The 25,997-nt window shown below is 64.1% G+C and carries 26 protein-coding genes; 19 read left to right on the forward strand and 7 right to left on the reverse strand.

What is annotated here, in order from left to right; translation table 11 throughout:
• The first annotated feature begins 25 nt into the window (after nucleotides 1–25).
• The 4 genes from alr to LB566_RS16770 all read left to right on the forward strand — a co-directional run bounded on the left by alr (nucleotide 26) and on the right by LB566_RS16770 (nucleotide 3,800).
• Nucleotides 26–1,165, forward strand: coding sequence for an alanine racemase (gene alr, locus LB566_RS16755; protein WP_224625198.1), 1,140 nt, complete (start codon nucleotides 26–28; stop codon nucleotides 1,163–1,165).
• Between the two features lie 275 nt (nucleotides 1,166–1,440).
• Nucleotides 1,441–1,863 (forward strand): nucleoside diphosphate kinase regulator, encoded by a 423-nt coding sequence (gene rnk, locus LB566_RS16760; protein WP_224625199.1) that lies wholly within the window; start codon nucleotides 1,441–1,443, stop codon nucleotides 1,861–1,863.
• 14 nt (nucleotides 1,864–1,877) lie between these two features.
• Nucleotides 1,878–2,420 carry a nucleoside-diphosphate kinase gene (locus tag LB566_RS16765; protein ID WP_224625200.1) on the forward strand — a complete coding sequence of 181 codons (543 nt, stop codon included), beginning with the start codon at nucleotides 1,878–1,880 and terminating at the stop codon, nucleotides 2,418–2,420.
• A gap of 123 nt (nucleotides 2,421–2,543) precedes the next feature.
• Complete coding sequence (locus LB566_RS16770) at nucleotides 2,544–3,800, forward strand: D-amino acid dehydrogenase (RefSeq protein WP_140566787.1); 1,257 nt, start codon at nucleotides 2,544–2,546, stop codon at nucleotides 3,798–3,800.
• Nucleotides 3,801–3,845: 45 nt separating this feature from the next.
• Here LB566_RS16770 and LB566_RS16775 read toward each other — a convergent pair whose 3' ends face one another.
• Complete coding sequence (locus tag LB566_RS16775; protein WP_224625201.1) at nucleotides 3,846–3,995, reverse strand: hypothetical protein; 150 nt, start codon at nucleotides 3,993–3,995, stop codon at nucleotides 3,846–3,848.
• Nucleotides 3,996–4,039: 44 nt separating this feature from the next.
• Nucleotides 4,040–4,921: a LysR family transcriptional regulator gene (locus LB566_RS16780; RefSeq protein ID WP_140550806.1), complete on the reverse strand. Its 882-nt coding sequence runs from the start codon at nucleotides 4,919–4,921 to the stop codon at nucleotides 4,040–4,042.
• Between the two features lie 210 nt (nucleotides 4,922–5,131).
• On the opposite strand from LB566_RS16780, the gene LB566_RS16785 reads away from it, so the two are divergent.
• Both LB566_RS16785 and LB566_RS16790 read left to right on the forward strand, forming a co-directional pair.
• Complete coding sequence (locus tag LB566_RS16785; protein WP_224625202.1) at nucleotides 5,132–6,628, forward strand: CoA-acylating methylmalonate-semialdehyde dehydrogenase; 1,497 nt, start codon at nucleotides 5,132–5,134, stop codon at nucleotides 6,626–6,628.
• Between the two features lie 246 nt (nucleotides 6,629–6,874).
• On the forward strand, nucleotides 6,875–7,174 hold the full coding sequence (locus LB566_RS16790; RefSeq protein ID WP_140517526.1) for a hypothetical protein: 300 nt from the start codon (nucleotides 6,875–6,877) through the stop codon (nucleotides 7,172–7,174).
• Nucleotides 7,175–7,258: 84 nt separating this feature from the next.
• Here LB566_RS16790 and LB566_RS16795 read toward each other — a convergent pair whose 3' ends face one another.
• Nucleotides 7,259–7,903 (reverse strand): GntR family transcriptional regulator, encoded by a 645-nt coding sequence (locus LB566_RS16795; protein ID WP_224625203.1) that lies wholly within the window; start codon nucleotides 7,901–7,903, stop codon nucleotides 7,259–7,261.
• Nucleotides 7,904–8,019: 116 nt separating this feature from the next.
• Between LB566_RS16795 and LB566_RS16800 the strand changes: the two genes are divergently transcribed.
• The 13 genes from LB566_RS16800 (at nucleotide 8,020) to LB566_RS16860 (ending at nucleotide 22,918) form a co-directional block, all read left to right on the forward strand.
• Nucleotides 8,020–8,913 carry a dihydrodipicolinate synthase family protein gene (locus tag LB566_RS16800; RefSeq protein ID WP_224625204.1) on the forward strand — a complete coding sequence of 298 codons (894 nt, stop codon included), beginning with the start codon at nucleotides 8,020–8,022 and terminating at the stop codon, nucleotides 8,911–8,913.
• Nucleotides 8,914–9,021: 108 nt separating this feature from the next.
• Nucleotides 9,022–10,254 (forward strand): NAD(P)/FAD-dependent oxidoreductase, encoded by a 1,233-nt coding sequence (locus tag LB566_RS16805; protein WP_224625205.1) that lies wholly within the window; start codon nucleotides 9,022–9,024, stop codon nucleotides 10,252–10,254.
• Nucleotides 10,255–10,270: 16 nt separating this feature from the next.
• Nucleotides 10,271–11,272 (forward strand): 4-hydroxyproline epimerase, encoded by a 1,002-nt coding sequence (locus LB566_RS16810; protein ID WP_224625206.1) that lies wholly within the window; start codon nucleotides 10,271–10,273, stop codon nucleotides 11,270–11,272.
• 335 nt (nucleotides 11,273–11,607) lie between these two features.
• Entirely contained in the window at nucleotides 11,608–12,510 is a 903-nt protein-coding gene (locus tag LB566_RS16815) for a branched-chain amino acid ABC transporter permease (RefSeq protein ID WP_140493067.1), read from the forward strand.
• A gap of 52 nt (nucleotides 12,511–12,562) precedes the next feature.
• Nucleotides 12,563–14,113, forward strand: coding sequence for a high-affinity branched-chain amino acid ABC transporter permease LivM (gene livM / locus LB566_RS16820; protein WP_411910485.1), 1,551 nt, complete (start codon nucleotides 12,563–12,565; stop codon nucleotides 14,111–14,113).
• Nucleotides 14,113–15,615, forward strand: coding sequence for an ATP-binding cassette domain-containing protein (locus LB566_RS16825; protein ID WP_224625208.1), 1,503 nt, complete (start codon nucleotides 14,113–14,115; stop codon nucleotides 15,613–15,615). The genes livM and LB566_RS16825 overlap by 1 nt, the downstream gene beginning before the upstream one ends.
• Complete coding sequence (locus LB566_RS16830) at nucleotides 15,615–16,343, forward strand: ABC transporter ATP-binding protein (protein ID WP_140493077.1); 729 nt, start codon at nucleotides 15,615–15,617, stop codon at nucleotides 16,341–16,343. Before LB566_RS16825 ends, LB566_RS16830 begins: the two co-directional genes overlap by 1 nt.
• A 17-nt stretch (nucleotides 16,344–16,360) precedes the next feature.
• Nucleotides 16,361–16,708 carry a DUF6867 family protein gene (locus LB566_RS16835; RefSeq protein WP_140493080.1) on the forward strand — a complete coding sequence of 116 codons (348 nt, stop codon included), beginning with the start codon at nucleotides 16,361–16,363 and terminating at the stop codon, nucleotides 16,706–16,708.
• Between the two features lie 137 nt (nucleotides 16,709–16,845).
• Nucleotides 16,846–17,964 (forward strand): branched-chain amino acid ABC transporter substrate-binding protein, encoded by a 1,119-nt coding sequence (locus LB566_RS16840; protein ID WP_140550815.1) that lies wholly within the window; start codon nucleotides 16,846–16,848, stop codon nucleotides 17,962–17,964.
• Nucleotides 17,965–18,239: 275 nt separating this feature from the next.
• Nucleotides 18,240–21,698 (forward strand): pyruvate carboxylase, encoded by a 3,459-nt coding sequence (gene pyc, locus LB566_RS16845; protein ID WP_224625209.1) that lies wholly within the window; start codon nucleotides 18,240–18,242, stop codon nucleotides 21,696–21,698.
• 167 nt (nucleotides 21,699–21,865) lie between these two features.
• A complete protein-coding gene (locus LB566_RS16850; RefSeq protein ID WP_140493089.1) occupies nucleotides 21,866–22,126 on the forward strand; it encodes a DUF2312 domain-containing protein in 261 nt (86 codons plus the stop codon).
• A gap of 32 nt (nucleotides 22,127–22,158) precedes the next feature.
• Nucleotides 22,159–22,599, forward strand: a complete 441-nt coding sequence (locus LB566_RS16855) for a DUF4268 domain-containing protein (protein WP_140550817.1) — start codon at nucleotides 22,159–22,161, stop codon at nucleotides 22,597–22,599.
• Between the two features lie 7 nt (nucleotides 22,600–22,606).
• Nucleotides 22,607–22,918, forward strand: a complete 312-nt coding sequence (locus LB566_RS16860; RefSeq protein WP_224625210.1) for a hypothetical protein — start codon at nucleotides 22,607–22,609, stop codon at nucleotides 22,916–22,918.
• Nucleotides 22,919–22,979: 61 nt separating this feature from the next.
• Here LB566_RS16860 and msrB read toward each other — a convergent pair whose 3' ends face one another.
• The 4 genes from msrB to LB566_RS16880 form a co-directional block, all read right to left on the reverse strand.
• Entirely contained in the window at nucleotides 22,980–23,381 is a 402-nt protein-coding gene (gene msrB / locus LB566_RS16865) for a peptide-methionine (R)-S-oxide reductase MsrB (RefSeq protein ID WP_140525027.1), read from the reverse strand.
• 113 nt (nucleotides 23,382–23,494) lie between these two features.
• Complete coding sequence (locus tag LB566_RS16870; RefSeq protein ID WP_140550819.1) at nucleotides 23,495–24,292, reverse strand: MBL fold metallo-hydrolase; 798 nt, start codon at nucleotides 24,290–24,292, stop codon at nucleotides 23,495–23,497.
• A 24-nt stretch (nucleotides 24,293–24,316) separates the two neighbouring features.
• A complete protein-coding gene (locus LB566_RS16875) occupies nucleotides 24,317–25,507 on the reverse strand; it encodes a vWA domain-containing protein (protein ID WP_224625211.1) in 1,191 nt (396 codons plus the stop codon).
• 6 nt (nucleotides 25,508–25,513) lie between these two features.
• The gene (locus tag LB566_RS16880) at nucleotides 25,514–25,960 is read right to left on the reverse strand and encodes a GNAT family N-acetyltransferase (protein ID WP_140628055.1); all 447 of its coding nucleotides are present in this window, start codon (nucleotides 25,958–25,960) and stop codon (nucleotides 25,514–25,516) included.
• Nucleotides 25,961–25,997 lie beyond the last annotated feature (37 nt).

The raw sequence follows: 25,997 nt of genomic DNA on the forward strand, positions 1-25,997 counted from the left end.
TCCATCCGCCACAAGAAGGGTCGCCATGCACGACGCCCCCAAAAGATCGCTGCCCGAAGAAGCCGACGTCACAAGCGAGGCTGCTGCCGGGGCCATCCTCACCATCGACCTTGGCGCGATCCGCGAAAATTACCGGCGGCTGAAGGCGCGGCTGGGCGGCGTGCGCTGCGCGGGCGTGGTCAAGGCCAACGGCTACGGTCTCGGCGCCGCGCAAGTGGCATCGGCGCTGATGAAGGAAGGCTGCGACATCTTCTTCGTCGCGCTGCTGTCCGAAGGCATCGCGCTGCGCAAGGCGGTGGGGGCCGGGCCAGACATCTACGTGCTGAACGGGCTGCCGCCGGGTGCCGAGCCGGAAGCGGTGGCGGCTGGCTTGTGCGCTGTCATCAACAGTGGCGCACAGTTGCAAGCCTGGCGCGCAGCGGCACACCGCGCCGGGCGCCGGCTCCCTGCTGCCGTCCAGGTCGACAGCGGCATGTCGCGGCTTGGGATGGCGCCAGCCGAGGTCGAGGCGGTGGCCGGGGATGTCGGCGCGTTCGATGGCATCGACGTCAGATATGTGATGAGCCACCTGGCCTGTGCCGATGAACCGCGCCACCCGGCCAATGAACAGCAGAGGCTGGCATTCGAGCGGTTGCGTGCCATGCTCCCCGTGGCGCCGGCCTCGCTTGCCAACTCCTCCGGCATCTTTCTAGGCCCGCCCTATCATTGCGATCTCGCCCGGCCCGGTGCCGCCCTCTACGGCATCAACCCGACGCCTGGCGAACCCAACCCGATGCTGCCCGTGGTGCGGCTGCAGGCCAAGGTGGCGCAGACGCGCAGTGTCCAAAAGGGCACTGGCGTCGGCTATGGCCACAGCTACCATGCGCAGGGCCCGCTCAGCCTGGCGACGATTTCATTCGGCTATGCGGACGGCTGGCTGCGCCGCTCCGCTTCGGCCGCATGGTTCGAGGCGGTGCGCCTGCCTTTCCTCGGGCGCGTGTCGATGGATTCGATCATTCTCGACATTTCCGCCTTGCCGCCCGGCCGGCTCGGAGAGGGCGACCTGGTGGAGTTGCTAGGGCCCTCACAGAGCGTCGACGATGCTGCCGACCATGCCGGCACCATCGGGTATGAAATCCTGGCCAGCCTCGGAACGCGTTTTCACCGGCGCTATCTGGGCGGTTGAGCGGTTTGGCCGCGCTTGACAAGCGGGCGCCATTCGGCAAGCTTTGGCACATGAGCAAGCTCGCTTATATCAAAACCTTCTTCAGGGTCTGCCCGATCGCGGGATCGTAGCCCCGGCGCGGCCGCCTTCCGGCGTCCGTCCGTACCGGGGCATCCATACTTCCACAACCGCCATCAAGCCGAACAGCCCTTCGCGGCTGCCGGCCTTTCATCACGCCGTCGCCAGCGCGCCGGCAGGCGCGCATCCGCTCGATGCGCCGATCCATGAGGTTTGCCATGCGACACGCAAAAGAACTGCATCCAAACAGCCATATTCTGATCAGTGACGCCGACCATGACAGGCTGACGGGCCTGGCGAGGGCTTTGCTCGATCGCGCGCCCGAGACGGCCGAGGAGCTGCTTTCGGAAATGGACAGGGCCGTCGTCAGGAGCGCGGCGGCGATGCCGGCCGGTGTGGTGCGAATGGGTTCGACGGTGATCGTGCGCGGCGAAAGCGGCGACGCCCAGCGCATCATGCTGGTCTATCCGGGTGAGGCCGACATAGCCGAGAACCGCATTTCGGTGCTGACGCCGATGGGAACCGCGCTCATCGGCGCCAGCGTTGGGCAGGCGGTTTGCTGGAACGCTCGTGGCGGCCGGGAACTGTCAGTGACCGTCGAAGCCGTCGATGCGCCTGCTTCCGGCCCGCAACGAGCTTGATGGCGGAGGCGGTGATGACGAGCACGAATTGCTGCCTGACGACGAAGGATTTCGCCGTTCTCGAAGTGATGCTGGAGCGCCGGCGGGCGTTCGCGGATCCGATCGTGCGCATGCTCGAACACAAGCTTTCACGCGCCGATGTCGTGCCGATCGATTCGGTCGGCCCCGACATCGTCACGCTGAACAGCAGGGTGGTGTTCGGCGTCGATGCCGGTCCCGCCGAGACGCGAACCCTGGTGCAGCACGAGGTGCGCGGGCCGGTCGGCTCCAGCCTGTCGGTCGCAACGAGGCGCGGGCTCTGCATGCTTGGCATGGCGCAAGGCCAGACGGCAACGGTCGAACACGCCGACGGCAGGCAGGAATCGATCCTGATCAAGGCCGTGCTTTACCAGCCGGAGGCTGCCCGGCGCACGGTCAGGCAGAAAGACCAGGCTGACGCGCGGCGACCGCACGGGCTCAGGCTCGTCTACAGTGCCGCAGCCGATTGGCGGCCTCTTGGCGAGACGGCCGGAATGCGGCAGACAGAAGAAGACGACCCCGGTCCCTCGGCGGCGTGAATGGGCAACAGCGCCTGGTCTCGAAGATCGACATCGATTTTCGCTTGGGGTCATGCGCAAATCGAAAATACGGCCGCGTCCACGGGCGTCCTGAGGACGCTCGGCGCGGCAAGGAGTGAATGAATGAAAATCATGGTGCTGGGCAGTGGCGTGATCGGGGTGACCACGGCCTATTATCTCGCCGAGGCTGGCCACGAGGTGACCGTGATCGATCGCCAGAAAGGGCCGGGACTGGAAACCAGCTTCGCCAATGCCGGCGAGATTTCGCCCGGCTATGCCTCGCCTTGGGCCGGACCCGGCATCCCCCTCAAGGCGATCAAATGGCTGCTGATGAAGCATGGTCCGCTGGTGGTGCGGCCGGCCTTCGATCCGCATATGTGGACGTGGCTGGTCAAGATGCTGCGCAACTGCACAGCCGAACGCTACGCGGTCAACAAATCACGCATGGTGCCGCTGGCCGAATACAGCCGCGATACGCTGAAGGCGCTGCGCGAGGCGACCGGCATCGCCTATGACGAGCGGACGCAGGGCACGCTGCAGCTGTTTCGCACGCAAAAGCAGCTCGACGGCACATCAGGCGATGTCGAGGTGCTGAAGAGATATGGCGTGCCCTACGAAATCCTCGACCAGGACGGCTGCATCGCGGCGGAACCGGCTCTGGCCGCGGTGCGCGAGAAATTCGTCGGCGGCCTGAGGCTGCCGGGCGACGAGACCGGTGACTGCAAGATGTTCACCGACAGGCTGGCCGAGCTTTGCGTGGCACGCGGGGTCAAGTTCGAATACGACACGACGATATGGCGCGTGATCCGCAGCCGCAACCGCGTCAACAATATGAGCACCAGCAAGGGCTGGCTGACCGCCGACGCTTATGTGATGGCGCTGGGCAGCTATTCGGCGGACTTCATGCGCCGGATGAAGCGGCCGATCCCGGTCTATCCGGTCAAGGGCTATTCGATCACGGTGCCGATCAAGGATGCCGCCGCCGCGCCGGTGTCGACGGTGATGGACGAAACCTACAAGGTTGCGATTACGAGGCTCGGCGACCGCATCCGCGTCGGCGGCACGGCCGAGATTTCCGGCTTCGACCTCAGGCTGCACGAATCGCGCCGGCGCACGCTGGAGCACTCGGTCGGCGACCTGTTCCCGGGAGCCGGCGCCATGCGAGAGGCGACGTTCTGGTGCGGGCTGCGGCCGATGACGCCGGACGGACCGCCGCTGATCGGGCGCACGGAGCTTTCCAATCTCTACCTCAACACCGGCCATGGAACGCTCGGCTGGACCATGGCCTGCGGCTCGGCCAAGGTGCTGGCCGACATCATCTCGAACAAAGTGCCCGATATCGACGCTCGCGCGCTGGCGCAGGAGCGCTATCTGAAATAGGCGCTGCTCGCCCCGCCTTCGTTGGGCGCGCCACCGGATTTCGCGTCAGAACGCCTGTTTCACCCAACCCTCGTCGAACAGCAGCCGGTAGGCCCACGGGATCATCACGTCGGTGGCGACCGGGTTGGAGTGGGAGAGATACTCGTCATAAATCGGCTTCATCCTGGCGTAGAAGGCGGGGTCGAGCACGATCATGCCGTTCTCCGAGTCGTGGAAGAAGCCGCGATGGCCGACATGCGTCAGACGAAAAGATTTCTCTCCCGCTCCACCGCCTTTGTAATGAAGGAGGCAACGATCTGGACGCGGCGCAGCGGCCTGACCGATTCGTGATAGACCAGCCAGTAGGCACGGCGGATGGGCGCCACCACGTCGACGGCCACCAGTTCCGGCATCGAGCGGGCGACGAAAGTGTGCAGGATGCCGATGCCGGCGCCCGACCGCACCGCTTCGGCCTGCCCGAGCGCGGAGGAAATGGCGAAGCTGGTGCGCCAGTCCGCGCTGAATTCGGCGGCGTAGTCGAGCGATGGGCTGACGATGAGGTCCGGCACATAGCCGATCAATGTGTGCCGTCCCAGCTCGGCAGCGGTCTGGGGCAGGCCGTGGGCTTCAGCATAGGCACGCGAGGCAAACAGGCCGAGCGAGTAGTCGACCAGCTTGCCCGCTACCAGCCGGCCCTCGGTCGGCCGCTCGACGGTGATGGCAATGTCGGCCTCGCGGCGAGACAGGGAGAAGGAGCGCGGCACCGGTACGAGCTGAATCGTCAATTCACGATGCAGCGCGGTCAGTGCGCCGAGGCGCCGGGCGAGGAACGCGACGCCAAACCCGTCCGGCGCGCCGATCCGCACCGTGCCCGAAACGTCGTCGCCTTCGCCCGATATTGTCGAGCGGGCGGCGATCATGTCGCCCTCCATGCGCTCGGCAATGTCGAGGAAGCGCTCGCCGGCGGGCGTCAGTTCGCTGCCGGTGGTCAGCCGGCGAAAGAGTTTCGTGCGCAGCGCGTCTTCAAGTGCGGCGATGCGGCGCGAGACGGTGGCGTGATTGAGTTCCAGGCGCTTCGCCGCGCCAAGGATTTGCCCGGCGCGCGCCACGGCGAGAAAGATGCGGACGTCATCCCAGTTCATGGAGACCGTCCGGCAGGACAGAGGGGGGCGCGAAGGAACTCAACCTATCAATCCTTGGACCTCGTCTTTGTGATCCTTCTCATTTGCGAGAATTGATGCTCTCCCGTCAACCGCTGTCTATTCTCCGCACAACGGTTGCGTTCTCCCTCGCGTTGCCATCGGCCTGCCAAAGGCGGACAATGCCCCATCACAAACCCAGGGAGAGACATCATGATCGAATACGGTCATTTCATTGGCGGCAAGCGTGTCGCAGGAACCAGCGGCCGCAAGCAGGACGTGATGCAGCCGATGGACGGCTCGGTGCGCGGCACGGTGGCGCTGGCCTCGCAGGCGGAACTGCGCGCGGCGGTCGAGAACGCCAAGGCGGCGCAGCCGAAATGGGCAGCGACCAACCCGCAGCGCCGGGTGCGCGTCCTGATGAAGTTCCTTGAACTGGTCGCGCGCGACTATGACGAACTGGCCGACATCCTGGCGCGCGAGCACGGCAAAACCATCGCCGATGCCAGGGGCGACATCCAGCGCGGCCTCGAAGTGGTCGAGGTCTGCATCGGCGCGCCGCACATGATGAAGGGTGAATTCACCGACGGTGCCGGCCCCGGCATCGACGTCTATTCGATGCGCCAGCCGCTCGGCGTCGTCGCCGGCATCACGCCGTTCAACTTTCCGGCGATGATCCCGCTGTGGAAGATCGCGCCTGCGATCGCCTGCGGCAACGCCTTCATCCTGAAGCCCTCCGAACGCGACCCGGGCGTGCCGATCCGCATCGCCGAGCTGTTCATCGAGGCGGGCCTGCCTGCCGGCATCCTCAATGTCGTCAACGGCGACAAGGAAGTCGTCGACGCCATCCTTGACGACCCCGACATCAAGGCCATCGGCTTCGTCGGCTCGACACCGATCGCTCACTACATCTATTCGCGCGGCACCGCGTCGGGCAAGCGCGTGCAGTGCTTCGGCGGCGCCAAAAACCACATGATCATCATGCCCGACGCCGACATGGACCAGACCGTCGATGCGCTGATCGGCGCCGGCTACGGCTCGGCCGGCGAGCGCTGCATGGCGATTTCGGTGGCGGTCCCGGTCGGCAACGACACCGCCAACCGGCTGATGGAGAAACTGGTGCCGCGCGTCGAAAGCCTGAAGGTCGGCCCCTCCACGGATTCCGCCGCCGATTTCGGCCCGCTGGTCACCGCTCAGGCGCTGGAGCGGGTCAAGGGCTATGTCGATCTCGGCGTCAAGGAAGGCGCCAAGCTGGTCGTCGACGGCCGCGGCTTCAAGATGCAGGGCTACGAGAACGGCTACTATATGGGCGGCTGCCTGTTCGACAACGTCACATCGGACATGCGCATCTACAAGGAAGAGATCTTCGGGCCGGTGCTGTCGGTGGTGCGCGCGCCGACCTACGAGAACGCCATCAAGCTCGCCAACGACCACGAGATGGGCAATGGCGTCGCCATCTTTACCCGCGACGGCGACGCCGCGCGCGACTTCGCCTCGCGCGTCCAGGTCGGCATGGTCGGCGTCAACGTGCCGATCCCGGTGCCGATCGCCTACTACACGTTCGGCGGCTGGAAGGCATCGTCCTTCGGCGACCTCAACCAGCACGGTCCGGACGCGTTCCGCTTCTACACCAAGACCAAGACGGTCACCTCGCGCTGGCCGTCCGGCATCAAGGACGGGGCCGAGTTCGTCATCCCGACGATGAACTGACCGGACGCTTGTCCGATAGCGCGTCCTCGCCTTCGGCTGCGGGCGCGCGGGCCGGCATGACCACCCAAAATCTACGGCCCGAGTCCCCTGGCTCGGGCCATTTATTTTGCAAACGCTAATGTGATGGAACCGGCGAGGGCGCCAGGACTTAGAGCTACGATCCTGCCCTGGAGGAGGCATGACAGGCAACCAGAGCGCCGACGGCTGACCGTTAGCATCGCATCGTTGGGCGCAAGGAGGTGTCCGATGGCACAACGTCTTATGTCCATGCTGCTATGCGCCGCGGCGGCGCTATCGATAGGGCCGGCGAATGCAGCCGGCCAATGTGCGGCACGCGCCGACATCGTCAAGGCGCTCGGCGAGAATTTCCACGAAAGCGAGGCCGGGCGTGGCCTGATCAATCCCAACGTGGTCCTTGAGGTGTTCGTTTCGGAACAGGGCAGTTGGACCGTCCTCGCCTCCGACACCAAGGGCCAGAGTTGCATCCTGTCCGTGGGCGAGGGCTGGGACAGCCCGACGATCAAGGCGGCCTTGCCAGGAGCCTGAGCCGCATTGCGTCGGAGCGGTTCAGCCGACGCGTAGTCTTGGGCATGCACTGTCCCGAACCGAAATCGGTGTCGGCGGCATGCTTCAACGTGTGGCGGCCGCCTCGGCATGGCCGCGCAGCAATGCCATCAGCCGCTTGGCATCCTTTGCGGCGGCTTCCTCGTCACCGTCGACAATCGAGCGGATCAGCGCGACGTGATGCTCGGCCGATTCCGCCAGGCCGGTATCGGCCTTGTAGCGGAACCAGAAGCGGCGGCTGTGGGTCTGCAGCGGGGCGGCCAGCCTGGCCGCGAACGGATTGTCGGCAGCCCGTGCCAGCGCCTCGTCCAGCATCTTGTCGGCCTGGATGAAGGCAAGCACGTTGCCGGAGATGACAGCCTTCTGCATAGCAAGCGCGGCATCGTGGAAGAGGTCGGCTGCGTCGCGGGTGACGAAGCGCGCCGCGGAGCGGGCCAGCACCACCTCGACGCCGCGGCGCGCGTCGAGGACGCGCAGCCAGTCGCCGGGGTGCAGCGGCGCGATGGCGATGCCCGCGCGTGGCCGCACGTCCAGCAGCCCTTCCCAGGCCAGCCTCTGGATCGCCTCGCGCACCGGCGTACGGCCGAGCGCCAGCTTCTCGATCAGGCCGCCTTCGGTGACGAAACTCGCTGGCGCCAGTTCGAGCGTGACAATCATATGCTCGAGCATGCGGTAAGCCTTGGTCGCAGCTGGCTCGAACGCAGTGCTCATTTGCATGGATATCAAAGGCGGTCTCCTGATATATTTTGCATATATCATAGGGGAATCCGTGTTGACAGCGGCTTTCTTAATAGATATACGCCTGATATATCAGAGGAGCGATGACCATGTGGACCGGAGTTTTTCCAGCCGTCACGACCAAATTCACCACGGACGACCGCCTCGACCATGCCGAAATGGAGCGCTGCTTCGGCTTGCAGATGGAGGCCGGCTGCGACGGCATCATCGTCTGCGGATCGCTCGGCGAAGGGCCGATGCTGTCGCATGACGAGAAAATTGAAGTGCTGAAAACCGCGCAGAAGGTGGCCGGCAAGAAACCGGTGCTGCTGACGGTGAACGAGGCCGGGACGCGCGAGGCCGCCAGCATCGCCCGCCGCGCCGCCAAGGAAGGCGCCAACGGCCTGATGGTGGTGCCCAGCCCGATCTACCATACCAATGCGGAAGAGACGGTGGCGGCGCTGCGCGCCGTCGCGGAGGCCGGCGACTTGCCGGTCATGATCTATTCCAACCGGCTCGCCTACCGCGTCGATGTCACGGTCGACCAGATGGAGGAGCTGGCGTCGGACGAGCGCTTCGTCGCCATCAAGGAATCCTCCGACGACATCAGGCGCTCGACCGAGATCATCAATCGCCTGGGCAGCCGCTACGACCTGTTCACCGGCGTCGACAATCTGGCGTTCGAGGCGCTGTCGGTCGGCGCTATCGGCTGGGTGGCCGGTCTCGTCACCGCGTTCCCGCGCGAAACCGTCGCCATCTATCAGCTGATGAAGCAGGGTCGCCGCGAAGAGGCGCTCGCCATCTATCGCTGGTTCCGGCCGCTGCTCGACCTCGACGTCTCGACCTATCTGGTGCAGAACATCAAGCTTGCCGAGGTGTTCGCCATCCAAACCAATGACCGCGTCCGCATGCCGCGCCAGCCGCTGTCGGGAGAGCGCCGCAAGGCGGTCGAGAAGGTCGTCAAGGACGCACTGGCGGTGCGGCCGACGCTGCCGGCGTTCTGAGGCTTTCTTCCGAGAGGCGGCGCCCACGTGACAGGAAGTTCCAAATCGACGGAAGCGCGGCGGCGCCCCGCCCTGCGGGCGTCTTCTCCCCGTGAACAGGGAGAAGCAATGGATATCGCCATCGTCGGTGGCGGCATCATCGGCATCTGCGCGGCGGCGTTTCTTGCCGAGGCGGGGCGAAACGTCACGGTCTACGACCGCACCGGCATCTGCGAGGAGACGAGCTCCGGCAATGCCGCCGCCTTCGCCTTTTCCGACGTGCTGCCACTGGCGCACAAGGGCATGATCCGGCAATTGCCGAAATGGCTGGCCGATCCGCTCGGCCCGCTCGCCATCCCGCCCGCCTACCTGCCAAAGCTGCTGCCCTGGCTGATCCGCTTCTGGCGTGCCGGCTCGGCGAAGCACTATGAGGCTGGCCTGGCGGCGCAGGCCGCAATGATGGCGCTCGCCGAGGCCGAATGGATGGGCCTGCTCGACCGCTCCGGCACGAGGCGGATGCTGCGCGAGGATGGCTCGCTCGAACTCTACGAAAGCGAAGCCGAATTCCAGGCCTCGCTGTCCGGCTGGGCGGCGCGCCAGCGCTTCGGCATCGGCTTCCGCCATGTCGGCGGCGAGGAGCTGGCGGAGCTGCAGCCCGGCTTGTCGCCGCGTTTCGGCAAGGGCACGTTCGTGCCGGGCTGGAAGACGGTCGCCGATCCAAAACTGCTCGGCAAGGCGATCTGGGACTATGCGCAATTCAGGGGCGCGCGGTTCGAGAAGGCCCGCATCGCCGGCGTCGCTGCGGACGGGAACGGCGCGACGTTGACGCTGGCCGACGGCACGACGCGGCAAGCCCGGCACCTGGTCGTCACCGCCGGCGCCTGGTCGCATCTGCTGGCGCGGCAGCTCGGCGATCGCATTCCGCTCGAAACCGAGCGCGGCTACAACACGACATTGCCAAAGACCGCCTTCGAGGTGAAGCGGATGCTGATCTTCTCCGGCCAAGGCTTCGTCATCACGCCGCTCGACACGGGCCTGCGCATCGGCGGCGCGGTCGAGCTCGGCGGCATCGAGCGGCCGCCCAACTACGCGCGCTCGAAGGCGCTGCTGCGCAAGGCTCAAGACTTCCTGCCGGGCCTCGATCCTTCGGGCGGACGCGAATGGATGGGATTCCGTCCCTCGCTGCCGGATTCATTGCCTGTCGTCGGCCGCGCATCGGGAAGCCGGCCGGTGGTCTACGCTTTCGGCCACGGCCATCTTGGCCTGACCCAGGCTGCCGCGACGGGACGGTTGATCCGCGAGCTTGTCCTGGGGCAGACTCCGCCGATCAACGTGGCCCCCTTCAGTCCACAACGGTTTTGAATTTTCGAGGAGCGTCATGGCCAGGAAATCCTTCTTCTGCATCGACGGCCACACCTGCGGCAACCCGGTGCGACTGGTCGCCGGCGGCGGCCCGCTGCTCCAAGGTTCGACGATGATGGAGCGCCGCGCGCATTTCCTGGCCGAATATGACTGGATCCGCACCGGCCTGATGTTCGAGCCGCGCGGCCACGATGTGATGTCCGGCTCGATCCTCTACCCGCCGACGCGCGAGGATTGCGACATCGCCATCCTGTTCATCGAGACCTCGGGCTGCCTGCCAATGTGCGGCCACGGCACCATCGGCACGGTGACGATGGCCATCGAGCACGGGCTGATCAAGCCGAAGACGCCCGGCGTGCTCAGGCTCGACACACCGGCCGGCCTGGTCATCGCCGAATACAAACAGGTCGGCGAATATGTCGAGGAGGTGCGCATCACCAACGTGCCCTCCTTCCTCCATGCCGAGGGCCTGACGGTCGAATGCCCCGGGCTCGGCGAGATCGTCGTCGACGTCGCCTATGGCGGCAATTTCTACGCCATCGTCGAGCCGCAGAAAAACTATCGCGACATGGCAGACCATTCGGCGGGCGATCTCATCGCCTGGAGCCCGGTGGTGCGGCAGCGGCTCAACGAGAAATACTCGTTCGTGCATCCGGAGAATCCGGGCATCAACCGGCTGTCGCACATGTTGTGGACCGGCGAGCCGACGGTGGCGGGTGCGGACGCGCGCAACGCGGTCTTCTACGGCGACAAGGCGATCGACCGCTCACCGTGCGGCACAGGCACCTCGGCGCGCATGGCGCAGCTCCACGCCAAGGGCAAGCTCAAGGCCGGCGATGCGTTCGTCCATGAATCGATCATCGGCTCGCTGTTCAAGGGCAAGGTTGAAAAGGACGTCACGGTCGGGGGCAAGCCGGCGATTATTCCTTCGATCGGCGGCTGGGCGCGCATGACCGGGCTCAACACGATCTTCATCGATGACCGCGATCCGTTCGCACACGGCTTCGTCGTCAAATAAGCGATTCATCACGCTGCGGAAGGTCGGGAAGGACAAAAAGGATTGCTGTCACGAGCGCAACGAATCGTCTCATCAACTTATTTTGACGGCGATTTCTTCGAAATGGAGCGCATGATGACGCTTAATCGTCAAAGACATTGCGTTATGCCAATGATAGGGTCCGCGATAGTCCAGGGGGCGGGTGCGAAAAAACGGGCAATCGAACGGCGTGCAGTTGCAAACACGCATGACGATCAAAAAATGACGTTGCAATCCCGCCTCGAAACTTTACGACTAGGGGAAATACGAAAAGGAATGCGTCTGCATGGGCGACATTCCAGGGGAGCCATGTACACATGCAGTATTTTGTCCAGCAGCTTATCAATGGGCTGACGCTGGGATCGATCTATGGGCTGATCGCGATCGGCTACACGATGGTCTACGGCATTATCGGCATGATCAACTTTGCTCATGGCGATATCTTCATGGTGGGCGCTTTCACGGCGCTGATCGTTTTCCTCATCCTGGGTGCCCTGTTCTATTCGGTTCCCGTGGTCATCGCGCTGCTGGTGATGATGATCGTGGCGATGCTGCTGACCAGCCTCTACAACTGGACGATCGAGAAGGTGGCCTACAGGCCGCTGCGCGGCTCGTTCCGGCTGGCGCCGCTGATCACCGCCATCGGCATGTCGATCGCGCTGTCGAACTTCGTGCAGGTGACGCAAGGCCCGCGCAACAAGCCGATCCCGCCGATGGTGTCGAAGGTCTACAACATCGAAGGCATCAGCGTGTCGCTGAAGCAGATCATCATCGTCGTCGTCACCGCGCTGCTCTTGGTGCTGTTCTGGTACCTGGTCAACAAGACCTCGCTTGGCCGGGCGCAGCGCGCCTGCGAGCAGGACCGCAAGATGGCGGCGCTGCTCGGCATCGATGTCGACCGCACCATCTCGATCACCTTCATCATGGGCGCTGCACTTGCCGCGGTCGCCGGCACGCTGTTCCTGATGTATTACGGCGTCATCGCCTTCTCGGACGGCTTCGTGCCCGGCGTGAAGGCATTCACCGCAGCGGTGCTGGGCGGCATCGGTTCGTTGCCGGGCGCGGTCCTGGGCGGCCTTTTGATCGGCTTCATCGAGAGCATGTGGTCGGCCTATTTCTCGATCGACTACAAGGATGTCGCCGCCTTCTCGATCCTGGCCATCGTGCTGATCTTCCTGCCTTCCGGCATTCTCGGCCGGCCAGAAGTCGAAAAGGTCTGAGATCATGGCCGTCACCGTATCTCCCGAGCGCGACACCGTCGCCGCCACGCCCATGCAACGCGCCTTGCGCGAGGCCTTCTATGCCGGTGCCATCGCGCTCGGCCTGTTCGTGCTGTTCATCGGGCTCAAGACCGACCAGAACATCTCAAACGAGCTGATCCTGGTGCAGCGCTGGGGCCTGCTCGCCGCAGTGGTCATCGCCACGGCCGTCGGACGCTTCCTCTATGTCGCCTACGGCCAGCCCTTTTTGGCCAACCAGAAGATCGCCGACGTCGCCACCGGTTTGCTGCCGGCCAGCGTGGCGTCGCGCTTCTTCCTCTTTCCAGCCTTCATCGTGGCCGTCATCGTCGCGGCGCTGCTGTTCGTTTTCAGCAGGTCTCTCGTCGGCTGGGTAGGGGCGGAGCCGGCCGGCTATCTGCAATTCCTGCGTGCCCTGGCGGTCATCTACGCGCTGGCCTGCGTGATCTACTATTTCCGCGGCTTCATTCATGCCAACTTCACAAAACTCGGCATTGCCGCACTGGTGCTCTATCCGATCATTGTCGTGGGCATGCTGTCGCTGATGTCGTGGTCGCTCGTCGGCGGGCTGCAAGGGTCGCTGAAATGGGTCGATAATTTCGGCATCCAGATCCTGATCTATGTCATGCTGGCCTGGGGACTGAACATCGTCGTCGGCCTGGCCGGCCTGCTCGACCTCGGCTATGTCGCCTTCTATGCGGTCGGCGCCTATGCCTATGCGCTGCTCGGCACGCAGTACGGCCTCTCCTTCTGGATCCTCTTGCCGGCCGCTGGCGCCATGGCCGCCTTCTGGGGCGTGCTGCTCGGTTTTCCGGTGCTGCGCCTGCGCGGCGACTACCTGGCGATCGTGACGCTTGCCTTCGGCGAGATCATCCGGCTGGTGATCATCAACTGGCGCGAGGTGACCAACGGCTCGGCCGGCATTTCCGGCATCCCGAAGGTCACCTTCTTCGGCCTGATGAGCTTCAACGTCTCGGACCCGAACTACATCGGCAAGGTGCTGAACATCGCGACGTCGAGCGCCTACTACAAGATCTTCCTCTATTACCTGATCCTGGGGCTGGCGCTGCTCACGGCCTTCGTCACGATCAGGCTGAGGCGCATGCCGGTCGGCCGCGCCTGGGAAGCCTTGCGCGAGGACGAGATCGCCTGCCGCTCGCTCGGCATCAACACCACGACCACCAAGCTGACCGCCTTTGCCACCGGCGCCATGTTCGGCGGTTTTGCCGGCTCGTTCTTCGCCGCCCGGCAAGGCTTCGTCAGCCCCGAATCCTTCGTCTTCCTGGAATCGGCCATCATCCTGGCCATCGTCGTGCTTGGCGGGATGGGGTCGCTGGTCGGCATTGCCGTTGCGGCTCTGGTCATGATCGGCGGCACCGAGGTGCTGCGCGAACTCGACTTCCTCAAGCAGGTCTTCGGGCCCGACTTCACGCCGGAACTCTACCGTATGCTGCTGTTCGGCATGGCCATGGTGATCGTCATGCTGTGGAAGCCGCGCGGCTTTGTCGGCAGCCGTGAGCCGACCGCCTTCCTCAAGGTGCGAAGGGCTGTCTCAAGTTCCTTCACCAAGGAGGGGCACGGCTGATGAACGCGAACCCCTCCATGAGCGACGCCATCCTGAAGGTCGAACACCTGTCGATGAAGTTTGGCGGCCTGGTCGCGATCGGCGACCTGTCCTTCACCGCCAGGCGCGGCGAGATCACGGCGCTGATCGGGCCCAACGGCGCCGGCAAGACCACCGTGTTCAACTGCATCACCGGCTTCTACAAGCCGTCGGAAGGCATGATCACGCTCACCAGGCAGGACGGCTCGAGCTACCTGCTCGAACGGCTGCCCAACCATGAGATCCCGGCGCGCGCCAAGGTGGCGCGCACCTTCCAGAACATCCGCCTGTTCTCGGGCATGACGCTGCTCGAGAACCTGCTCGTCGCCCAGCACAACAAGTTGATGAAGGCTTCGGGTTATACGGTGCTCGGCCTGTTCGGCTTCAGCGGCTACCGCAAGGCCTCGGCCGAATCCGTCGAACTCGCCAAGCACTGGCTGGAAAAGGCCGATCTGGTCGACCGCGCCGACGATCCGGCCGGCGACCTGCCCTATGGCGCGCAGCGGCGCCTCGAGATCGCGCGCGCCATGTGCACCGGCCCCGAGCTTTTGTGCCTCGACGAGCCCGCTGCCGGTCTCAATCCAAAGGAATCGGCCGCGCTCAACGACCTGCTGATGGACATCAAGAACAACACCGGCACCTCGATCCTGTTGATCGAGCACGACATGTCGGTGGTCATGCAGATCTCCGATCACGTCGTGGTGCTGGAATACGGCCGCAAGATCTCCGACGGCAATCCGCAGTCGGTGCGCACCGATCCGCGCGTCATCGCCGCCTATCTCGGCGTCGACGACGAGGAGGTCGAGACCGTGCTGACCGAAGTCGGCGACGAGGACGTCATCGAGCAACTCGATACCGGTCCCGATGCCGCGCATGGTCCGGGAACGTCGTCGTCCTATCTCGCGGGCCCGGTGAGCGATACGGTCGGCCACAGCCAAGGCGAGCGCGTCACCGTGTCGAAGGGGGCCTCGAAGGCGGCGCAGGTCGATGCGCGAGCGGCGACCGTTGCAAGCAAGGCTGTCGCGCCAGCACCTGCTTCGCGGGCCAAGCCGGCGGCGAAGCCGGCCACCAAGGCGAGCGTCAAGACAGGGGCCAAGACACCGGCCGCGAAGGCCGCGGGCATCTCGAACCGCCTCGCGGCGCCCCGCGGCGGCAAAGCCGACAATCTCACCCGCATCAAGGGGATCGGCGCGGTCAACGAGAAGAAGCTCAACGAACACGGCATCTTCCACTTCGACCAGATCGGCGCCTGGAAGAAGGCCGATGTCGAGGCCGTCGAATCGTATCTCGCCTTTGACGGACGTATCGCCCGCGAAGAATGGGTCAAGCAGGCCAAGCTGCTTAGCCAGGGCAAGGACACGGAATTCTCGCGCCGCGTCGATGCCGGCAAGGTGGCGACGAGCCATGCTTCCGGTAAGCAGGCAGCAAAGCCCGCGACAGGAGCGGGTAAGCCCGTTCGGGCCAAGCGCGGAGGGGGCAAGTGATGGCCGGGAAGACGCTGCTCGATATCAAGGGCGTGCAGACCTATTACGGCAACATCCGTGCGCTGAACGGCGTCGACGTCACCGTCAACGAGGGCGAGATCGTGGCGCTGATCGGCGCCAACGGCGCCGGCAAATCGACGCTGATGATGACCATTTTTGGAGCGCCGCGCGCCCGCGCGGGCACCATCACCTTCGCCGGCGCCGACATCACCCAATTGCCGACGCACGAGATCGCGCGCTTGCGCATCGCCCAGTCGCCGGAAGGCCGGCGCATCTTCCCGCGCATGACGGTGATGGAAAACCTGCAGATGGGCGCCAGCCTCGACAACCTCAAGCACTATGACGAGGACGTCGAGAAGGTGTTCGCGCTGTTCCCGCGCCTGAAGGAGCGCATCGCCCAGCGCGGCGGCACGCTGTCGGGCGGCGAGCAGCAGATGCTGTCGATCGGGCGCGCGCTGATGGCGCGGCCGAAGCTGCTTCTTCTCGACGAGCCGTCGCTCGGTCTTGCGCCACTGATCGTCAAACAGATATTCGATGCCATTCGCGAGCTGAACCGCACGCAGGGGCTGACCGTGTTCCTGGTCGAGCAGAACGCCTTCGGCGCGCTGAAGCTGGCGACGCGCGGCTATGTCATGGTCAACGGCAATGTGACCATGAGCGGCACCGGCAAGGAACTGCTCGCCAATCCGGAAGTGCGCGCCGCCTATCTCGAAGGCGGCCATCACTGAGTTCAGGAGTCCTTACCATGCAAGGCATTCTCTACGAGGAACCGTCCATCTGGCAGTTCTTCTTCGTCACCTGCCTGCTCGGCGGCTGGGCGGCCTGGATGACCGGCAAGGCCAGCGCCCAGACCTGGCGCAGCTTCGTCCAGCTGTTCGCCTATCTGCTGGGTCTCGGCATCGGCATCCGCTTCATCCATCACGCGCTGTTCAACGGCACGATGTTCTCGCTGCATTACTATGTCGTCGACACCATCGTGCTGATGATCCTCGGCTTTGTCGGCTATCAATACACACGAACCAACCAGATGGTGACACAATATAATTGGCTCTACGAAAGAGCTTCAATCTTGAGCTGGAAACCGAAAGGTTGACGTTCATCATTAACGCCGTTTCGGGGATGAATCGGCGTGACAAGTGCCTGAAAATCGGCAAACTATGCTTTCTGCGATAAGGGTGGGCATCGCATGAAAGCTTCATCCACGCCCACTCCGTTAATGGGAGCGTTTAAATGAAAAAATCACTTTTGTCCGCCGTCGCCCTGACCGCGCTGATCGCGTTCAGCGGCAATGCGTGGGCTGATCTAATGGTCGGCGTTGCTGGCCCGATCACGGGTCCGAATGCCGCCTTCGGCGCACAGTTGCAGAAGGGCGCGGAGCAGGCGGTCGCCGATATCAATGCGGCGGGCGGCATCAATGGCGAGCAGATCAAGCTCGAAGTCGGCGACGACGTCTCCGATCCGAAGCAAGGCATTTCGGTCGCCAACAAGTTTGTCGGCGACGGCGTCAAGTTCGTGGTCGGCCACTTCAACTCGGGCGTCTCCATTCCGGCGTCGGAAGTCTACGCGGAAAACGGCATCGTCGAGATCACGCCTGCCGCGACCAATCCCCAGTTCACCGAGCGCGGTCTATGGAACGTGTTCCGCACCTGCGGACGCGATGACCAGCAGGGCGGCATCGCCGGCGCCTATCTGGCGGCCAATTTCAAGGACGCCAAGATCGCCGTCGTGCACGACAAGACCACCTACGGCCAGGGCCTTGCCGACGAGACCAAGAAGGCGATGAACGCCAAGGGCGTGAAGGAAGTCATGTATGAAGGCGTCAATGTCGGCGACAAGGACTTCTCGGCGCTGATCGCCAAGATGAAGGAAGCCGGCGTTTCCATCATCTACTGGGGCGGCCTGCACACCGAAGCCGGCCTGATCATCCGCCAGGCGGCCGACCAGGGCCTCAAGGCCACGCTGGTTTCCGGCGACGGCATCGTGTCGAACGAACTGGCTTCGATCGCTGGCGACGCGGTTGCGGGCACGCTCAACACGTTCGGTCCGGATCCTCGCCTGATCCCGGCGAACAAGGAACTGGTCGAGAAGTTCCGCGCACAGGGCTTCGAGCCGGAGGCCTATACGCTCTACTCCTACGCAGCCATGCAGGCGATCGCCGAAGCAGCCACCGCTGCCAAGTCCAACGACCCGCAGGAAGTTGCCAAGGCGCTGCATGAGAAGGGTCCGTTCAAGACCGTGCTCGGCGACCTCTCCTACGACGCCAAGGGCGACCCGACGCTGCCCGGCTACGTCATGTACGAGTGGAAGAAGGGCGACGACGGCAAGTACACCTACGTCCAGAAGATGTAAGCCTGTCGACATTGACTTCGCGGAATGCCCGGCGCCTTGCGCCGGGCATTTTCTTTTGCGGAGCCGACGATCGCGCGTTTATCGGCTAGCGGGGATCCTCGTTTTTGAAGCGAGCGGAAACTTTCCGCTGATGTTCAGCCGTTTGGGGCCACGCTCGAGGCGAAGAATCGGCTTTAAATCGATTTAAACGTGCGTCAAATTTTGTTTGCACTGCAGCATTTTCACGCTAATCATGGCGCCGCTTGCTCTTCCCTTCCGCTGCTGGAGCCCAATCCTTGGCCATCACGAAGATCCTCGTCGCCAACCGGTCCGAAATCGCCATCCGCGTGTTCCGCGCGGCCAATGAACTCGGCCTCAAAACGGTGGCGATCTGGGCCGAGGAGGACAAATATTCGTTGCATCGTTTCAAGGCCGACGAGAGCTACCAGGTCGGGCGCGGGCCGCATCTCAACAAGGACATGGGGCCGATCGAAAGCTATCTCTCGATCGAGGAGGTGATCCGCGTCGCCAGGCTGTCGGGCGCCGATGCGATCCACCCGGGCTATGGGCTGTTGTCGGAAAGCCCCGAATTCGCCGAGGCCTGCGCCGAAGCCGGGATTACCTTCATCGGGCCCAAGCCGGAGACGATGCGCCGGCTTGGCAACAAGGTCGCGGCGCGCAATCTGGCCATCGAGGTCGGCGTGCCTGTCATTCCCGCCACCGATCCGTTGCCGGACGACATGGAGGCGGTCAAGAAACTTGCCACGGAGATCGGCTATCCCCTGATGCTGAAGGCTTCGTGGGGCGGCGGCGGCCGCGGCATGCGCGCCATTCGTGCCGAGGCCGATCTCGCCCGCGAAGTCACGGAGGGCAAGCGCGAGGCGAAAGCCGCCTTCGGCAAGGACGAGGTCTATCTCGAAAAGCTGATCGAGCGCGCCCGCCATGTCGAAGTGCAGATCCTGGGCGATACCAGTGGCAACGCGGTGCATCTGTTCGAGCGCGACTGCTCGATCCAGCGCCGCAACCAGAAGGTCGTCGAGCGGGCGCCCGCGCCCTATCTCAGCGAGGAGCTGCGCCAGGAGCTTTGCGGCCATGCGCTGAAGATCGCGCGCGAAACCAGCTATATCGGCGCCGGCACGGTCGAGTTCCTGCAGGACGCCGACACCGGCAAGTTCTATTTCATCGAGGTCAATCCGCGCATCCAGGTCGAGCACACCGTCACCGAACAGGTGACAGGCATCGACATCGTCAAGGCGCAGATCCACATCCTCGACGGCTTCGCCATCGGCACGCCGGAATCGGGCGTTCCGGCACAAAAGGACATCAGGCTGAACGGCCACGCGCTGCAATGCCGCATCACCACCGAGGATCCCGAGCACAATTTCATCCCGGACTATGGCCGCATCACCGCCTATCGCGGCGCCACCGGCTTCGGCATCCGCCTCGATGGCGGCACCGCCTATTCGGGCGCGGTCATTACCCGCTTCTATGACCCGTTGCTGGAAAAGGTGACCGCATGGGCGCCGACGCCGGCCGAGACGATCGCACGCATGAACCGGGCGCTGCGCGAATTCCGCATCCGCGGCGTGGCCACAAACCTGACGTTCCTCGAAGCGATCATCAACCACCCGAGCTTCGCCGACAATTCCTACACGACCAGGTTCATCGACACGACCCCGGAGCTGTTCGAGCAGGTCAAGCGCCAGGACCGCGCCACGAAGCTGCTCAACTATCTTGCCGACGTCAGCGTCAACGGCCATCCCGAGACGCGCGGCCGGCCGCAGCCGAAAGCCGATGCCGCCGCACCCGTGGTACCCTACCTCAACGGCAATGTGCCCGGCGGCAGCAAGCAGAAGCTTGACGTGCTCGGTCCGGAAAAATTCGCCGCCTGGATGCGCACGCAAAAAGAGGTGCTGGTCACCGACACGACGATGCGCGACGGCCATCAATCCCTGCTGGCGACGCGTGTGCGCACGCACGACATCGCCGGCATAGCGGGCACCTATGCGCGTGCCCTGCCGCAGTTGCTTTCGCTGGAATGCTGGGGCGGCGCGACCTTCGACGTCGCCATGCGCTTCCTCACCGAGGATCCTTGGGAGCGGCTCTCGCTGGTACGCGAGGCGGCGCCCAACCTCCTGCTGCAGATGCTCCTGCGGGGCGCCAACGGCGTCGGCTACACCAACTATCCCGACAATGTCGTACAGCATTTCGTCAAACAGGCGGCATCGGGCGGCATCGACCTGTTCCGGGTGTTCGACTGCCTGAACTGGGTCGAGAACATGCGCGTCGCCATGGACGCGGTCGGCGCCGAGGGCAAGCTGATCGAGGCGGCGATCTGCTACACCGGTGATATTCTCGATCCCACGCGGGCGAAGTACGACCTGAAATATTATGTCGGGCTGGCGAAAGAGCTCGAGGCGGCCGGCGCCCACATCATAGCGGTCAAGGACATGGCCGGACTGTTGAAGCCGAGCGCGGCGCGCGTGCTGTTCAAGGCGCTGCGCGAAGCGACAGACCTGCCCATCCATTTCCACACACACGATACGTCGGGGCTCTCAGCGGCAACGGTTCTGGCGGCGGTGGAGAGCGGCGTCGACGCCATCGACGCGGCGATGGATGCGTTCTCCGGCAACACCTCGCAGCCCTGCCTCGGCTCTATCGTCGAGGCGCTGAAGGGCACCGAGCGCGATCCCGGGCTCGACCCGCAATGGATCCGGAGGATCTCCTTCTACTGGGAAGCGGTGCGCAACCAGTATGCCGCCTTCGAAAGCGACCTCAAGGGGCCGGCGTCGGAAGTCTACCTGCACGAAATGCCGGGCGGGCAGTTCACGAACCTCAAGGAACAGGCGCGTTCGCTTGGGCTGGAGACGCGCTGGCACGAGGTGGCGCAGACCTATCACGACGTTAATCTGATGTTCGGCGACATCGTCAAGGTGACCCCGTCGTCCAAGGTGGTCGGCGACATGGCGCTGATGATGGTCAGCCAGGACCTCACCGTCGCCGACGTCGAGAACCCGGCAAGGGACATCGCCTTCCCGGACTCGGTCGTCTCGATGCTGCGCGGCGATCTCGGCCAGTCGCCTGGCGGCTGGCCGCAAGCGCTGCAGAAGAAAGTGCTGAAGGGCGACAGGCCGATCACGGCGCGGCCGGGCTCGCTGCTGAAGCCGGCGGACCTCAAGGCCAGCCGCAAGGAGATCGAACGGAAGCTCGAGCGCAAGCTCTCAGAATACGAGTTCGCTTCCTGGCTGATGTATCCGAAGGTCTTCTCGGACTTCGCGGCCGCGCAGGAAACCTACGGTCCCGTCAGCGTGCTGCCGACGCCGACCTATTTCTACGGCATGAAGCCGGAAGACGAGGTGTTCGTCGACATCGAGAAAGGCAAGACGCTGGTCGTACGCTGCCAGGCGATCGGCGACGTGGACGACAAGGGCATGGTCACCGTGTTCTTCGAACTCAACGGCCAGCCGCGTCGCGTCAAGGTGCCCGACCGGGCGCATGGCGCGTCCGCCGCGAAAGCAAGGCGCAAGGCCGAACCCGGCAACGAGGCGCATGTCGGGGCGCCGATGCCGGGCGTCGTCTCGGCGCTCGCGGTGGCCGCCGGCCAGGCCGTCAAGGCCGGCGACGTGCTGCTCTCCATCGAAGCGATGAAGATGGAAACGGCGCTGCATGCCGAGCGTGACGGCACGGTCGCCGAGGTGCTGGTCAAGGCCGGCGACCAGATCGATGCCAAGGACCTGCTGATCGCCTTCAATTGAGAGCTCGCAAGAGAGAGCCACAGACTGTCGGCTTCTGTCGGCAGCCCTGACGGCCTGTTCGATAACCGCTTGACCCGCGGTCCCCGGTCGGGCATCGAACCGCAGAAATTTGCGGCGGCACGGTTCCCCCGAGTCGCGGCGAAACACCGATTTTTTTGGAGAAAAACATGGCCGACGATATCACAGAGACCAGCCAGACTGTTGCCGCCGGCCAGTTGCGTGCCTTCATCGAGCGCATCGAGCGGCTCGAGGAGGAGAAGAAGACCATTTCCGACGACATCAAGGAAGTGTTCGCCGAGGCCAAGGGCACCGGCTTCGACACCAAGGCGATGCGCGCGATCATCCGGCTGCGCAAGAAGGACCAGGCCGAGCGCCAGGAGGAGGAGTCCATCCTGGACCTCTACAAGGCCGCCCTCGGCATGGTGTAAGGCGAGGCATCTCGTGACGGCCGGGGTCGGCGATGAGTGAGTTCGACTTCGGTGGCCGAAGGGCCTCGGAGTTCCGCCAACGCGGCTTCTGGACGCTGTTTGCCGAGCGTCACCCGGAAGAAAGGACCCGGCTGGCGAGGCGAGGGCCCTGGTTCTGGCAGCGCGGGCTGCCGGAATTCGCGCTGGTGCTCTCCATGTACGTGGCGCCGAGCGAGAATGTGGTCGGCGTCTTCTTCGGCCGCAACGAGAAGCTTGGCGCAACCGACGTCTGGGCGCGCCTCAGGCGGTTCCAGCCGGCAATCGAGGAGCGGCTGAAGCTCAGGCCGGAACAGAGCGCACAAAACCTCGGCATCAATTCACAGTGGCGGGTCAACTGCTTTGCCGAGGACAATTGGCCGGCCATGACCGACTGGCTGGTGACCGAATGCTCACGTTTCGAGCGCGCCGTCACCGAAGTTCTGGGACAGGGATAGACATCCGGTGACGCCGGGGGTCGTCAGATCCTTCTTTCGCTCACGCTGGCTCGGCCAAGTGCGGCTCGACCGGCTGTTCTGGCGCGATATGGTGCTCGTCGGCACGGCGATCAACATTGCATCGTCCGTGGCGGCGCTCATTCTGCTGGGGTTGAAGATGCCGCTCGGTCTTGTGATGGCGGTGCATTTCGCGCCGGTGCCCTACAACATCTTTCTGACTTCCGCCGTCTGGCGGACGGCGGAGCGAACCGGTGGCGCTAAGGCTTCGCTTGCTATGCTGGGTTCGGCGCTCTGGCTGATCGTAACAGTCGTCGTCTGACAATGCTGCACGAAAAGGGCGGCCGAGGCCGCCCTTCGCAGGAAATGTTGGCGAGGCCCGCTCAGGCCGGCTCGAATCTCAGCGCCACGCCGTTGATGCAGTAGCGCAGCCCGGTCGGCGGCGGGCCGTCCTCGAAGACGTGGCCGAGATGGCTGCCGCAGCGAGCGCAATGGCATTCCGTGCGGACCATGCCGTAGCTGCGGTCGGTCGTGGTCTCGATGGAACCGGGAACGGGGTCGTTGAAGCTCGGCCAGCCGGTGCCGCTCTCGAACTTCAGCTTGGATTCGAACAGCGGCTGGTCGCAGCCGACGCAAAAGAAGGTGCCGGCGCGCTTTTCGTGAAGCAGCGCACAGCTGCCCGGGCGTTCGGTGCCATGGTTGCGCATGACGGCATATTGCTCAGGCGTCAGCCGGGCTCGCCATTCGGCGTCGGTGCGGGTGACGGGATAGGTGTGGGTGTCCATGCAGAAAACTCCTCGGCCTTGACGGCTCATTGTTGATTGCAATCTCTATTCGCAACAAGATAGGCGTTTGTTACGGGATTTGCCCGCATTTTCGAGCGCTCCGCCCGCGCTCCTCACGCGATCGCCGTGAGATAGCGCGCAACGGAGGCCGCCAGCGCCTCTTTCGCGCCACCGACAACGTTCTGGTTCCACCACGCGCCGTAGATGTCATCGAATGTGAAAGGCTCCAGCGCGGCCGCGATGCGGCGCACGGCGGCCGCGTTGAGCGGGATGTAGTTGGGATAGCTATACATGAAGCTGACGTGGCGGCGGGTCGGCGTCACCTGCAAAATATCGCCGGCCAGGAGAGCATTGCCGTCTTCGCGCTTCCAGTGCAGCACCTGGCCGCCGGCAAAGTGACCGCCGCAGCGGATGAGCGTCAACGCCGGGTTCAGGTCCAGTATCTCGCCTTGCCAGCTGACGATCGACGGGTGCGGCCGCATGATCCACTGCCGGTCGTCGTCATGGAGATAGATCGGCACGCCGCCAAACGCCTCGCTCCATTCGACCATCACCGAGTAGTAGTGGCAGTGCGAGATGGCGATCCCGGCAAGGCCGCCGCGGCGATTGATCTCGGCCACCGCCTCGTCGGTCACCATCGAGATGCAGTCCCACAGGATGTTGCCGTGCGGCGTCTGCGCCAGCAGTGCCCGCTGACCGATGGCGAAGCGCGGCTCGATGCCGAAGGCGAGAACGCCGGCATCGTCCTTCATCACAAGCCGGTGCCCGGCGGCTAGCTCTTCCGGTGTGGTCCAGGCCTGGCCTTCCCAGCGCACATATTGCCGCTCGTCCTCGCAGATCGGACAGTGCTGCGGGGGCGCTTCGGTCTGCGCGAACTGGACACCGCATTGCAGGCAGAGGAAACAGGTCATGGAACCTCCCGTCATTGTCCCGGCTCAATGCTTGCGCGACAATTGCCTGGTGGCGCTTTCCAGTCCGGCGAGCGTCAGCGGAAACATGCGGCCGCCGAACATGTCGCGGATCATAGCGATCGAATGCGTAAAACCCCAGTTCTTCTGGCTCTCGGGGTTCAGCCATACGGCGTTCGGCCATTGCCGCAGCAGGCGGCCGAGCCAGACGCTGCCTGCCTCCGGGTTCCAGTGTTCGACCGAGCCGCCGGGATGCGCGATCTCGTAAGGGCTCATCGAGGCATCGCCGACCACGATCACCTTGTAGTCCGGACCATATTTGTGGAGGAGGTCAAAGGTCGGGATCGTCTCGGCATGGCGGCGACGATTGTCCTTCCACACGCCCTCGTAGAGGCAGTTGTGGAAATAGAAATATTCGAGCTGGCGGAATTCGGCGCGGGCGGCCGAGAACAATTCCTCGACGCTTCTGATGTGGTCGTCCATCGAGCCGCCGACATCGAAGAACATCAAAAGCTTCACCGCGTTGCGCCGCTCTGGCCGCGTCTTGACGTCGAGATAACCGTGCTCGGCGGTGGCGTGGATGGTGCCGGGCAGGTCGAACTCCTCCTCGGCGCCTTCACGCACCCAGCGGCGCAGCCGCTTCAGCGCGATCTTGATGTTGCGGGTGCCGAGCTCGACGGCGTCGTCGAAATTCCTGAACTCGCGCCTGTCCCAGACCTTCACGGCCCGGCGGTTGCGGCTCTCATGCTGGCCGATGCGCACGCCTTCGGGATTGTAGCCATAGGCGCCGAAAGGTGAGGTGCCGCCAGTGCCGATCCATTTCGAGCCGCCCTGGTGGCGCCCTTTCTGCTCCTCGAGCCGCTGCTTCAGAGTCTCCATCAGCTTCTCGAAACCGCCGAGCGCCGCGACCAGCTTTTTCTCTTCCTCGCTCAGGTGTTTTTCGGCCAGCCGGCGCAGCCATTCCTCGGGGATATCAGCGACGTTGACGGCGTTTGGGCCACTGAGCGCCTCCACCCCCTTGAAGACATGCGCGAACACCTGGTCGAAGAGGTCGATATGGCGCTCGTCCTTCACCAGCGCTGCGCGAGCGAGGTAGTAAAAACCTTCGACGTCATAGTCGACCAGCCCGGCTTCCAACCCCTCCAGCAGCGACAGATATTCCCTGAGCGAGACGGGAACGCGCGCTGCCTTCAGTTCGAGGAAGAAGGGGATGAACATTTCTATCTATAGAAGATCATATTCGATGAAGCCGGTGCGGCGCGCGACATGGTCATAGAGCTTGCGCGCCGTGGCGTTGGTTTCGTGCGTCATCCAGTAGACGTTCCTGACGCCGATCTTGCCGGCTTCCTGCTTCACGGCCTCGATCAGCGCAGCGCCGATCCCCTTGCCGCGCACTTCGGGGTCGGCGAACAGATCTTGCAAGTAGCAGTTGTTTTTCTCAGACCAGCAAGAGCGATGGTACAGGTAATGGGTGAGGCCGACAGCCTTGCCGTCGAGGAGGGCGATGAAGCCCTTCGGTTCGAACTCGCCTTGCGTGAACAGGCGCTTCCAGGTGACCTCATAGACCTCTTGCGGCAGCTTCGTCTCGTAGAAGGCAAGGTAAGCGGTCCACAGCCGACGCCAGTCGGCGTGGTCGGATTCTGCGAGCGGGCGGATAGTGATCTCGGCCATTTCGTTCCCTCTGAAGTCTGGAACCCAATCCATACCA

Source organism: Mesorhizobium sp. CA13 (genome assembly GCF_020165235.1).
Lineage (GTDB): Bacteria > Pseudomonadota > Alphaproteobacteria > Rhizobiales > Rhizobiaceae > Mesorhizobium.

Coding starts and splice junctions, on each gene's coding strand:
- LB566_RS16880 (WP_140628055.1), bottom strand. CDS start 25,960: ATGGCCGAGATCACTATCCGCCCGCTCGCAGAATCCGACCACGCCGAC.
- msrB (WP_140525027.1), bottom strand. CDS start 23,381: ATGGACACCCACACCTATCCCGTCACCCGCACCGACGCCGAATGGCGA.
- LB566_RS16770 (WP_140566787.1), top strand. CDS start 2,544: ATGAAAATCATGGTGCTGGGCAGTGGCGTGATCGGGGTGACCACGGCC.
- LB566_RS16825 (WP_224625208.1), top strand. CDS start 14,113: ATGAACGCGAACCCCTCCATGAGCGACGCCATCCTGAAGGTCGAACAC.
- LB566_RS16830 (WP_140493077.1), top strand. CDS start 15,615: ATGGCCGGGAAGACGCTGCTCGATATCAAGGGCGTGCAGACCTATTAC.
- alr (WP_224625198.1), top strand. CDS start 26: ATGCACGACGCCCCCAAAAGATCGCTGCCCGAAGAAGCCGACGTCACA.
- LB566_RS16790 (WP_140517526.1), top strand. CDS start 6,875: ATGGCACAACGTCTTATGTCCATGCTGCTATGCGCCGCGGCGGCGCTA.
- LB566_RS16765 (WP_224625200.1), top strand. CDS start 1,878: ATGACGAGCACGAATTGCTGCCTGACGACGAAGGATTTCGCCGTTCTC.
- LB566_RS16835 (WP_140493080.1), top strand. CDS start 16,361: ATGCAAGGCATTCTCTACGAGGAACCGTCCATCTGGCAGTTCTTCTTC.
- LB566_RS16795 (WP_224625203.1), bottom strand. CDS start 7,903: ATGAGCACTGCGTTCGAGCCAGCTGCGACCAAGGCTTACCGCATGCTC.
- LB566_RS16805 (WP_224625205.1), top strand. CDS start 9,022: ATGGATATCGCCATCGTCGGTGGCGGCATCATCGGCATCTGCGCGGCG.
- LB566_RS16785 (WP_224625202.1), top strand. CDS start 5,132: ATGATCGAATACGGTCATTTCATTGGCGGCAAGCGTGTCGCAGGAACC.
- LB566_RS16780 (WP_140550806.1), bottom strand. CDS start 4,921: ATGAACTGGGATGACGTCCGCATCTTTCTCGCCGTGGCGCGCGCCGGG.
- LB566_RS16855 (WP_140550817.1), top strand. CDS start 22,159: ATGAGTGAGTTCGACTTCGGTGGCCGAAGGGCCTCGGAGTTCCGCCAA.
- LB566_RS16775 (WP_224625201.1), bottom strand. CDS start 3,995: ATGATCGTGCTCGACCCCGCCTTCTACGCCAGGATGAAGCCGATTTAT.
- LB566_RS16810 (WP_224625206.1), top strand. CDS start 10,271: ATGGCCAGGAAATCCTTCTTCTGCATCGACGGCCACACCTGCGGCAAC.
- LB566_RS16875 (WP_224625211.1), bottom strand. CDS start 25,507: ATGTTCATCCCCTTCTTCCTCGAACTGAAGGCAGCGCGCGTTCCCGTC.
- LB566_RS16850 (WP_140493089.1), top strand. CDS start 21,866: ATGGCCGACGATATCACAGAGACCAGCCAGACTGTTGCCGCCGGCCAG.
- rnk (WP_224625199.1), top strand. CDS start 1,441: ATGCGACACGCAAAAGAACTGCATCCAAACAGCCATATTCTGATCAGT.
- LB566_RS16840 (WP_140550815.1), top strand. CDS start 16,846: ATGAAAAAATCACTTTTGTCCGCCGTCGCCCTGACCGCGCTGATCGCG.
- livM (WP_411910485.1), top strand. CDS start 12,563: ATGCAACGCGCCTTGCGCGAGGCCTTCTATGCCGGTGCCATCGCGCTC.
- LB566_RS16870 (WP_140550819.1), bottom strand. CDS start 24,292: ATGACCTGTTTCCTCTGCCTGCAATGCGGTGTCCAGTTCGCGCAGACC.
- LB566_RS16800 (WP_224625204.1), top strand. CDS start 8,020: ATGTGGACCGGAGTTTTTCCAGCCGTCACGACCAAATTCACCACGGAC.
- LB566_RS16815 (WP_140493067.1), top strand. CDS start 11,608: ATGCAGTATTTTGTCCAGCAGCTTATCAATGGGCTGACGCTGGGATCG.